General features: G+C 73.6%; 8 protein-coding genes and 1 pseudogene. 4 read left to right on the top strand and 5 right to left on the bottom strand.

Annotated elements, in window-relative coordinates:
* Nucleotides 1-358, bottom strand: a pseudogene (locus ACFUJR_RS00515) (hypothetical protein); the annotation flags it as partial.
* A gap of 260 nt (nt 359-618) precedes the next feature.
* On the opposite strand from ACFUJR_RS00515, the gene ACFUJR_RS00510 reads away from it, so the two are divergent.
* Together ACFUJR_RS00510 and ACFUJR_RS00505 are read left to right on the top strand one after the other, a co-directional pair.
* Nucleotides 619-1533, top strand: coding sequence for a diiron oxygenase (locus tag ACFUJR_RS00510; protein WP_383177440.1), 915 nt, complete (start codon nt 619-621; stop codon nt 1531-1533).
* A gap of 39 nt (nt 1534-1572) precedes the next feature.
* Nucleotides 1573-3231: an FAD-dependent oxidoreductase gene (locus tag ACFUJR_RS00505; RefSeq protein ID WP_383177443.1), complete on the top strand. Its 1659-nt coding sequence runs from the start codon at nt 1573-1575 to the stop codon at nt 3229-3231.
* 50 nt (nt 3232-3281) lie between these two features.
* On the opposite strand, the gene ACFUJR_RS00500 is transcribed toward ACFUJR_RS00505, so the two are convergent.
* From ACFUJR_RS00500 to ACFUJR_RS00490, 3 genes are all read right to left on the bottom strand, one after another.
* The gene (locus tag ACFUJR_RS00500; RefSeq protein ID WP_383177446.1) at nt 3282-3929 is read right to left on the bottom strand and encodes a DUF4232 domain-containing protein; all 648 of its coding nucleotides are present in this window, start codon (nt 3927-3929) and stop codon (nt 3282-3284) included.
* A gap of 15 nt (nt 3930-3944) precedes the next feature.
* Nucleotides 3945-4565: an L-threonylcarbamoyladenylate synthase gene (locus ACFUJR_RS00495; RefSeq protein ID WP_383177449.1), complete on the bottom strand. Its 621-nt coding sequence runs from the start codon at nt 4563-4565 to the stop codon at nt 3945-3947.
* Between the two features lie 76 nt (nt 4566-4641).
* On the bottom strand, nt 4642-5220 hold the full coding sequence (locus tag ACFUJR_RS00490; protein ID WP_383177452.1) for a Type-2Aa cytolytic delta-endotoxin: 579 nt from the start codon (nt 5218-5220) through the stop codon (nt 4642-4644).
* A gap of 103 nt (nt 5221-5323) precedes the next feature.
* On the opposite strand from ACFUJR_RS00490, the gene ACFUJR_RS00485 reads away from it, so the two are divergent.
* A complete protein-coding gene (locus ACFUJR_RS00485) occupies nt 5324-6553 on the top strand; it encodes a Tm-1-like ATP-binding domain-containing protein (protein WP_383177455.1) in 1230 nt (409 codons plus the stop codon).
* 6 nt (nt 6554-6559) lie between these two features.
* Here ACFUJR_RS00485 and ACFUJR_RS00480 read toward each other — a convergent pair whose 3' ends face one another.
* A complete protein-coding gene (locus ACFUJR_RS00480; protein ID WP_383450161.1) occupies nt 6560-9307 on the bottom strand; it encodes an FAD/NAD(P)-binding protein in 2748 nt (915 codons plus the stop codon).
* A 141-nt stretch (nt 9308-9448) separates the two neighbouring features.
* Here ACFUJR_RS00480 and ACFUJR_RS00475 point away from each other — a divergent pair, with 141 nt between their 5' ends.
* Nucleotides 9449-9910, top strand: coding sequence for an RrF2 family transcriptional regulator (locus tag ACFUJR_RS00475; RefSeq protein WP_383177460.1), 462 nt, complete (start codon nt 9449-9451; stop codon nt 9908-9910).
* Nucleotides 9911-9914: the final 4 nt, after the last annotated feature.

Genomic DNA, 9914 nt, shown 5'->3' with positions numbered 1-9914 from the left:
CCGTCAGCTCGTCCAGGGAGCCGAGCCTCAGGCCGTCGGCCCGGAGCCGGTACGCCTTGCCGTCGGCGGCGGGCACGGGGACGCCGAGCAGGCGGTTCCCGGAACGGAACTCGACGCGGGCGTCGCCCATCGGCACGGGGGCGGGGGACGTCCAGACGAGTTGCCGGTCGGCGCCCTCGCCGGTGAGGCGCCACCCCTCCGGGAGCTTCTCGCCGTTCCCCCTGACCCCTTCCCCACCCGGGTTCCCGGCCCGTGCCAGGGGGCCCGGGGACGGTTCGGCGAACGCCGTTCCGGGCGATGCCGCGGCCAGTGCGAGTAATGCCACGGCCGCGGTCACCGCGCGTGTGAGACGTATCAAAGCGGTCTTCCTCACGATCGGTCGTGCGGGCACCTCGGGGTCGCCGGGCGCCTCTGTCGTGACCGGAGGACGGCAACCGGCCGCCGTGGGTTGCCTCGTGCGGATGTCCGGTCGTGGACGAGACCGGACACGTGGAGAGATCGAGGGGATTTCCCGCCCGGGGGTAGGCCCGCACGGCCCCCTTGTTATACGTTCCGTCTAACAGCTTGCTAGACGCCGCTTCTAACAAGCGTGCGACGTCTCGATTCAAGGAGCCGCACATGACGAGCAGCACCGTCCCACCGGAGAGCGAGGACCGGCAGGCCGAGCAGGAGGTCGCCCGGCGGCTGCTCGACTCGGCCGCGAAACTCTCGTACGACCCGGCCACCGCGGTGGACTGGGACACCCCGCTGGACAAGGACTTCCACGGCGCGAGTCCGGAGTGGAGCACCCTCTACGGCACCGCGTACTGGCGCGAGTTGACCGAGCCTCAGCGCAAGGAGCTGACCCGCCAGGAGGCGGCGTCGGTGGCCAGCACCGGCATCTGGTTCGAGATGATCCTCCAGCAGATGGTGCTGCGGGACATGTACGCCAAGGATCCGACCGAGCCCCGGTTCCAGTGGGCGCTCACCGAGATCGCCGACGAGTGCCGGCACTCCATCATGTTCGCCCGGGGCGCCGCGAAGCTCGGTGCGCCCGCCTACCGGCCGCGCCGGATCGCGGTCGAACTCGGCAGGGCGTTCAAGACGGTCGCCTTCGGTGAGGCCGCGTACGCGGCGATCCTGGTCGCCGAAGAGGTCCTCGACGTGATGCAGCGCGACTGGATGCGCGACGAGCGGGTCGTGCCGTTCGTCCGCACGATCAACAACATCCATGTCGTGGAGGAGTCGCGGCACATGAAGTTCGCCCGCGAGGAGACGCGCAGGCGGCTGCGTGGCGCGAGCCGGGCGCGCCGTCAGTTCCACGCGCTGGTGATCGCGATCGCCTCGTACGTCATCGTCACCAGCATGGTGGGCCGGAAGGTCTACGAGAGCGCCGGGCTCGACGTCGAGCGCGCCGTGCGCGAGGCCAGGGCGAACGAGCACCACAAGTCCCTGATGCGGTCCAGCTGCGCGGGCCTGATGGAGTTCCTCTCCTCCGCCGGGCTCCTGACCCGACCGGCCCTCGCCTTCTACAAGCGCGCCCACCTGATCTGACCGTAGCCCGAGCGGGCCGAGCCGAGCTGAGCCGACGACATGACCTACGCCATCACCCAGACGTGCTGCAACGATGCCACCTGCGTCGCCGTGTGCCCCGTCAACTGCATCCACCCGACGCCGGAGGAACGGGAGTTCGGCAGCACGGAGATGCTCCACATCGATCCGGCCACCTGCATCGACTGCGGCGCCTGCGCCGACGCCTGCCCGGTGGACGCGATCTTCCCGGTGGACAGCCTCGCGCCGGCGCAGGCCGGGTACGCGGCCGTCAACGCGGCGTACTTCGCCGACAGGGAGCCCCGGACCCGGGCCCCGGGGCCGAACTTCCACTCCTGGGGCGCGCCGGCCTTCGAGCGGAGCCTGCCCTCCGACTTCGCACCGATCCGCGTCGCGGTCGTCGGCACCGGCCCGGCGGGCATGTACGCCGCCGAGGACCTGCTGCTGCACACCAACGCCGAGGTGACCCTGGTGGACCGGCTGCCCGTGGCGGGCGGTCTCGTCCGGTACGGCGTGGCGCCTGACCACCCGGCGACCAAGAAGGTCGGTGACACCTTCGCCCGCTTCCACACCCACCCCCGGGTACGGATGCGGCTGGGCGTCGAGGTCGGCAGGGACGTCACGGCGGAGGAACTCGCCGCACACCACCACGCGGTCGTCTACGCCGTGGGGGCCTCCACCGACCGCAGGCTCGGCGTTCCCGGAGAGCAGCTGCCCGGCAGCGTCTCGGCGACCGCGTTCGTGTCCTGGTACAACTCCCACCCCGAGTGCGCCCCGGACGCGATCGACGTGGCCGGCGCCGAGCGGGTCGTCGTGGTCGGCAACGGCAACGTCGCGCTCGATGTCGCCCGGATCCTCGTCATGGACCCGGAGAGCCTGGCCGGCACCGACATCGCCGACCACGCGCTCGCCGCCCTCCGCGCGTCGCGGGTGCGCGAGGTGGTGGTGCTCGGACGGCGGGGCCCGGAGGACGCGGCGTACACCGCCTCCGAACTCCTCGCCCTCACCCGTCTGCCCGGGGTACGCCTCGTCGTGGACGACCACGATCCACGGACCGGCGCCGCGATCGACGGCGCGGGGCCGGGCGAGAAGGCCGCGCTGCTACGGGACCTGGCGCGGGAGGCCGTGGACTGGGCGCGTCCGCCGTCGCCGGAAGGTGAGCGACGCATCGTGCTCCGGTTCCACTCGGCGCCGGTGGCCCTGCTCGGCGAGGGGTCGGTACGGGCCGCCCGGGTGACGGAGGGTCCGGGCGAGCGGGAGATCCCGGCCGGGCTGGTGCTGCGGGCGGTCGGCTACCGGGGGGTCTCCGTGCCGGGGCTGCCGTTCGACGAGGCGACCGGCACCGTGCCGCACGAGCGCGGCCGGGTGACCGGGATGGCCGGGACGTACGTGGTCGGCTGGATCAAGCGCGGTCCCTCGGGCGGGATCGGCGCCAACCGGACCTGCGCGGCCGAGACGGTCGGCACGCTCCTGGCCGACGCCGTCGCGGGTGCCCTGCCCACCCCGTCCCGTACACCGCAGGCGTTCCGGCGGCTCGTGCGCGGACGCGGAGCGGAGGTCGTCGACGCCCGTGGCCTGGCCGCGATCGACCGAGCCGAACGCGGCCGCGGCCGCGAGAGCGGCCGTCCACGGGTCAAACTCACCACGGTGGCGGAGCTGGTGGCCGCCGCCAGAACCAGCCGCCTGCGCCGCCCGGTCTGACGTGCCCACGGGCGGGGCCCATCCGGCCCCGCCCTCACAGGGCGATACACCTAGTCCGTGACCTTCTCCCAGGCCGTCGTGCCCAGCAGGCCCGTCTCGCCGATGTCCAGGCCGCCTTCCGGCAGCACCGTCTGCCGCTCCGCGCCCGCGGACGGGGCGATCTCGACGTACACGCCGCTCCCCCGCCGGGTCGACACGTCGACGGCCGAGTAGCGCCAGACGAAGACGCTGCGCGCGGACTCACCCGGCTTCAGCGCCACCGGGTGCGGTCCCGGGTCGTCGAGCCGGGTGATGGGCTCCGGTCCCTTCAGCACCGTGACGTCCATGGGCCGGCGTTCGACGTCCCGTACCCGTACGTCCGGATACCCGTTGACGCGCAGCTCGTCCGTACCGCAGTGGGTGAGCGTCACGGGCATGGCGCGCAACCCCATGGCCACGTTGACCATTCCGGTCGTCACCCGGAAACCGGACGCCGGGCAGCCGTCCTCGGCGGTCGGAGCGGACGGAGCGGACGGGGCGGCCGGGCTCGGCCGATCGGGAGCGGGGACTTCCATGGGCGGCCGTACCCCGGACGCGTGGGCGCCCGTCCGTTCGGGGTCGGCCTCGCGGTCGAGTTCGGCTCCGAGGCCGCATCCGGCGGTCGCCAGGAGGGCGGCCGCCGCCAGCAGGAGGCCGTGCCGCGGAGATATGACGGTCATGCCGCGATCGCCCCGCTACTCGAACCGCGCGGTGTCGCCCGCCCCTCGGCGTACGACCTCCGGCTCGCCGCTCGAGAAGTCGATGACGGTCGTCGGCTCCGTGCCGCAGTCACCGGAGTCGAGGACGGCGTCCACCGCGTGGTCGAGGCGCTCCTTGATCTCCCAGCCCTGGGTCATCGGTTCGTCCTCGCCGGGCAGGAGCAGCGTGCTGGAGAGCAGCGGCTCGCCGAGTTCCTCCAGGAGCGCCTGGGTCACGACGTGGTCCGGGATCCGGACGCCGACGGTCTTCTTCTTGGGGTGCAGCAGCTGGCGCGGGACTTCCTTGGTCGCCGGCAGGATGAAGGTGTAGCTGCCGGGTGTCGCCGCCTTCACGGCGCGGAACACGTCGTTGTCGACGTGCACGAACTGGCCGAGCTGCGCGAAGTTCTGGCACACCAGGGTGAAGTGGTGGCGGTCGTCGAGTTCGCGGATCGCGCGGATCCGGCCGATGCCGTCGCGGCTGCCGATGCGGCATCCCAGCGCGTAGCAGGAGTCCGTCGGGTACGCGATGAGCGCGCCGGAGCGGATGCTGTCGGCCACACCGCTGATGGTGCGCCGCTGGGGGTTCTCGGGGTGCACGTCGAAGTACTTCGCCATGCGGCCAGTCTAGGTTCCCCGCGGGTCCGGCCCGGGACGGCGGGCCGGTGCGGTTCACCGCACCTCCGGGCGGCCGTCAGGCCGCGAGCCGCAACTCCTGGCGCAGGACGATCGCGTTGAGCCGGATCGTGTACGGCGCGATGTCCGTGATCTCCAGGGCGCCGGCCTTCTCCTTCTCCAGTCCGACGGTCACGTCGATGCAGAAGGCGATCGCGTACATGTGGTCCCCGGTCTCCTCGTCCTGGAGGGCGAAGAACAGGTCCCGGTAGTAACTCGTCCGGTCCGGGCCCTCGTCGTAGTACGCGAGTCCCGGCCCGCCCTCCTGCGCGGCCAGGCCCGTGAACGCGTCGGCGAGCTCCCTCTCGACGGTGTCCCAGAACGAGGCCTCGGCGAACTCGCCGGGCAGCGCCTGGCGCACGGCCTCCTTGAGGGAGAGCACCATGACCATGACGGGGGCGTGCTCCTGGAGCCCCCAGCCGCGCACCATCCTCACGACGGCGCTGTCGGGTACGGCGGCCGCGGCCTGATGGATGTTCTCGAAGTCGAAGTTGACGGTGGCCGGCGCGATCGCCTCCTGGAACAGCCGGTCGATGGCCCGGGCCTGGTCGAGATGGTCCGGACCCACCTCGATGACGGTCTTGAAACTGGCGGTCATGACTCTCCTCATGCGTCGTGGTGATCAAGGGGGGTCAGTATGCCGTCTGGCGTCGGGCCGCCACACCTTTGTCGTCTTGTCGACTTCGCCGGACAGTACGGGGATGGCGATCGTTGTGCTGGTGGGCACGTTGGACACCAAGGGTCTTGAGTACGGGTGGCTGCGCGAGCGGCTGGAGCACCGCGGGGTCGAGGTCATCGTGGTCGACACGGGGGTGATCGGGACCCCGCGGATATCCGCCGACGTCCCGCGCGCCGAGGTGGCGCGGGCGGCGGGCGTGCGCCTGGAGCGGTTACGGAGTAAGGGGGACCGTGGCGCGGCCGTGACCGCGATGGCGCGCGGGGCGGCCGAGGTCGTCCGGCGGCTGCACGCGGAGGGCAGGCTGCACGGCGTGCTTGCACTGGGCGGCAGCGGAGGTACGTCGATAGCGACCCGGGCGATGCGGGCGCTGCCGCTCGGGGTGCCGAAGGTGATGGTCTCCTCGATGGCCTCGGGCGATGTCGCGCCCTATGTCGGCTCGGCGGACATCACGCTGATGTACAGCGTGGTCGACATCGCCGGGGTCAACCGGGTGTCGGCTCCGATACTGGCGAACGCCGTCGACGCGGTGGCCGGTATGGCGCGGGGCTTCGCGGCGGCGGTGCCGGCGCCCGCCGCGGACGGCGACCGGCCGCTCGTCGCCGCGAGCATGGCGGGGGTGACGACGCCCGGCGTCGACGCGGCACGGGCACGACTGACCGAACTCGGCTACGAGGTACTGGTCTTCCACGCGAGCGGGACGGGGGGCCGGACGCTGGAGTCGCTGGCGGAGCAGCGGCTCTTCGCGGGCGTCCTGGACCTGACGCTCTGCGAGCTCGCGGACGACCTCTGCGGGGGCATCCTGACGGCGGGGCCCGACCGGCTGCTCGCCGCCGGGCGGGCCGGGGTTCCGCAGGTGGTGAGCCCGGGAGCGCTCGACCTGGTGAAGTTCGGCCCGCTCGACACGGTCCCCGAGCGGGTCCTCGACCGTGACGTGCGGGTGCACAACCCGTCGATCTCGGTGGTCCGGACGACGGCCGAGGAGTGCGCGGAGCTCGGCGCGCGGGTCGCCGCGAAGCTGCGGACCGCCACCGGTCCCACGACCGTGTTCCTGCCGCTGCGCGGGCTGTCCACACTCGGCGAGCCGGGCGGGCCGTACCACGATCCGGAGGTGGACGAGGCGCTGTTCAGCGCCGTCCGGGACGGGTTGCGCGGCAGCGCGGTCGACGTGGTGGAGGCCGACACGCACCTCAACGACCCGTCGTTCGGCCGCGCCGCCGCGGACCTTCTGCACCGTCTGATCGAGGGGGGTTGATCCCGCTCACCCGGGCAGGTCGGCCAGGCGTCGCCGGTCGAGGGGGGAGGCGCGGCGGTCGAGCCGTTCCTCCAGGAGGTGGCGGGCGGCGTCGCTCTGGCCGGCTTCGAGAAGGGCGTAGAGCAGGGTCTCCTCGACGACCTCGCGCTGCGCGGCGCTGCCGCCCACGCGACGCAGGGCAGGCTGCAGCCCGCGCAGTCCCTCCACCGCGGCCGTCCACTGTTCCTCGAGGACGGCTTCGAGGGCGCGGCAGAGCGGGGCGATGACCTCGCGCTGGACGGGGTCGGCTCCGGCGGCGTGGGCGCGCAGCCGCCGGAGGGCGGGCAGATCGCCCGCGGCGGTGAGGGCGACCGCCCCGTGGAGGGCGGTGAACGCGGTCGCCGGGCGTTCGAGGAGGTCGCGCTCGACGGCGTCGAGGACTCCGTCGACGGGTACGGCTCCGGTCCAGCTCCGGGTCATCCTGGCCCGCCACAGGAGGGATCCGGAGTCGACCAGGGCGCGGACGCCGTTCACCTGGCGCGGTGCGAGCTGGGCGAACCAGCGGCGGCGTACCGCATCGGAGTCGTCCAGGGCGAGTTCGTGGAGCGCCACGTGCCAGGAGAAGTGGGCGCGGTGCACGGCGCCCCGGCCCTGGCCGCCGATCCAGCCGTCGAGCCAGTCGCGTCCCGCGCGGTGGTCGCCGGAATCGTAGTGGACGTGGGCGAGAGCGTGGACGGCGTGGCCGGAGGCGGGTTCGACGGCCAGGGCCGCCGTGGCGAGGGCGCCCGCCTCGTCGATGCGGCCCTGCTCCTGCCGGACGAAGGCGAGCAGAGAGGTGGGGAACCAGTGCCCGTCGTAGGCGGGCGCGGTGTGCTCGACGATGCGACGGGCCAGCGTGCCGTCGATGTCGCCGACGCCGGAGAAGGCGATGGTGGGCACGGCGATGCTCAGCGCGAAGGCGTCGCCCGGATAGCGGTCGAGGTGGGCGACGAGTGCCCGGTCGCCGTCCGCTCCCCCGTCACCGTCGGCCGCGCCGCCGTCGTGTGCCCGGATCCGGCGGGTGACGACGTCGACGAAGGAGCGTTCCCGCTCGTCGCCCCGCTCGGCCACGCTGCGCTGGGCGTCGGCGAGTTCACGCGGTACGTCGAGGTCGGCGCCGCACTCGTGGCCGAGCAGGGCGAGCGCGGCGTGGCCGAGGGCGAAGCCGGGGTCGAGGGCGGTGGCCCGGGCGAACGCCTCGGCGGCCTTCGCCCGTACGGTGACGACCCGGCCGAGGCCGCTGCGGAAGGCGGCGGCGGCCGCGGCGTGGGTCGACAGCGGCAGCCCGAACTGGTCGGTGGGCCGTCGGCGGGTCGGCTGCGGGGCGCCGGTCAGCGGGGCGAGCACGGACTCGGCGATCTCCCTGGCCTGCGTCCTGATCTCGGGAATCGCGGTCGTCTCCCACAGCTCGCCGCGCCGGGGCGCCCCGAGGGTGAACAGCGGCCTGCCGGCGCCGCCGTGGGCGTCGCGCAGCCGGCCGTCGTCGGTGGCGACGCCGATGCCGAGCGGTCCGGGGGCGGCGAGGCCGTCGGCGAGCAGCCCACCCCAGAGCGGGTCGTCGGACGGGTGGGTCCGGAGCCCGGGGCCGGTGCAGTCGACGACCCATGCCGCCGTCAGTTCCCGGCCGTCGGCGAGCTCGACGGCGATCGGGCCGTCGTCCGTCGTGCGGACGGCGGCGATCCGGCCGGAGTGGACGCGCAGGCGGCGGGCGGCGCGGGCCCGGGCGACGGTCTCGGCGGTGGCCGGGGCCATCCGGTGGCGGTGGACGTTCCACCGGGTCGCGTCGCGTTCGAGGAACTCGGCCCGCTCGTCGTCGGTGAGTCCCTGCCAGAGGGCGGCGATCGCGGGGCGCAGCCCGTCGAGTGCGGGGCGCCAGTCGCCGTGGTCACGCAGCGAGGCGGCGAAGTGGAGCCGGAGGGCCGTGCGCAGCCGGTGGAGCGGGAGTGCCGTGAGGCCGGGCGGAGCGGGTACGGGCGGCAGCGGCGCGACGGCGTGGGGCCGGGGCAGCAGGCCGCTGCGCGAGAGGGTGTGCACGGTGCGGCCGGGCCGGTCGAGGACGAGCGCGAGGTCGACGGCGGTCAGGCCCGCGCCGACGAGCAGTACGTCGTCGCCCGGCCCCACCCCGTCGAGCGCGCCAGGCGTCCACGGGCTGGAGATGAAGCGCTCGGAGGCGCGCAGTTCGGCCGGGGCCCAGCGCGCGGTGCCCGCGGCGGGGCCGGTGGCCAGGACGACGGTGTCGGCCGTGACGGTCCCGCCGTCGGCGAGCCGCAGCTCGAACCGCCCGTCGGCCGTGTCCGTACAGCGGATCGCCCGCGTCCGCAGCCGGCGTACGGCGACGGTTCCGTGGGCCGTGATGATGGCGCGTCCGAGAGTGTCGGCGAGGTAGGACCCGAAGCGGTGCCGGGAGGCGAAGTCCCTCTCGGTGACGGTCGATTCGCCGTGGCGGCAGAGCCAGCGCCGGAAGTGGCCGGGGTCGTCCGGGTAGCAGCTCATCCCGCCGACCGGCACGTTGAGCCGGTGCTCGGCGACCTCGGTGGCGTACGCCGTGCCGCGTCCGGCCTCGGCGGCCGGGTCGACCAGGACGAGGTCGAGGGGGATCCGCCGACGGGCGGCCGTCTCGCACAGCTGGACGGCGACGAGCGCCCCGGCCGCGCCCGCGCCGACGACGGCCACGGTCGGCCGCTGACGGCCCGGGACCGCGGGCACGGGGACGGACTCGGGCACGGGCACGGGCATGGGCACGAGGTACCTCCGGCCAAGGCGGGCACTGCGGAACGTTGTTCACTATGTCGATGAACAATGTGCAATGACAAGGCCGCCACGTCCCGTGCGCCGGGGGCCGCATCGGTTTCGCGCCAAGCGTGAGACATTGAGGCGGTGAGGATCTCAGCGCGAACGGACTACGCGGTCAGAGCCATGGCGGAGCTGGCCTGCTCCCCCGACCGGCCGCTCAAGGCGGAGGACATCGCGGGCCGGCAGGAAATCCCGGTCCGCTTCCTCTTCGTCGTCCTCAGCGAGTTGCGGCAGGCCCGGCTGGTGCGGAGCGTGCGCGGTCCTGACGGCGGATACACCCTCTCCAGACCGTCCGACGAGATCACCCTCGCCGATGTGATCCGGGCGATGGACGGTCCGCTGGTGAGCGTGCGTGAGCTGAAGCTGACGGGTCTGGAGTACCAGGGGGCGGCGGCGCCGATGCCGGACGTCTGGCGCGCGGTGCGCGCGAGTCTGCGCCAGGTCCTGGAGGGGACGACCCTCGCGGACCTGGCGTCGGGGACGCTGCCTGAACTCGTCCGGCAGCGGGCGCGGGAGTACACCGACGACGTACGGACATACCCGTAGCGCC

It is taken from the genome of Streptomyces sp. NPDC057271, assembly GCF_042668715.1.
Lineage (GTDB): Bacteria > Actinomycetota > Actinomycetes > Streptomycetales > Streptomycetaceae > Streptomyces.
Note: the sequence above shows the minus strand (reverse complement) of the source record. Positions and strands in the feature narration are given on the sequence as shown.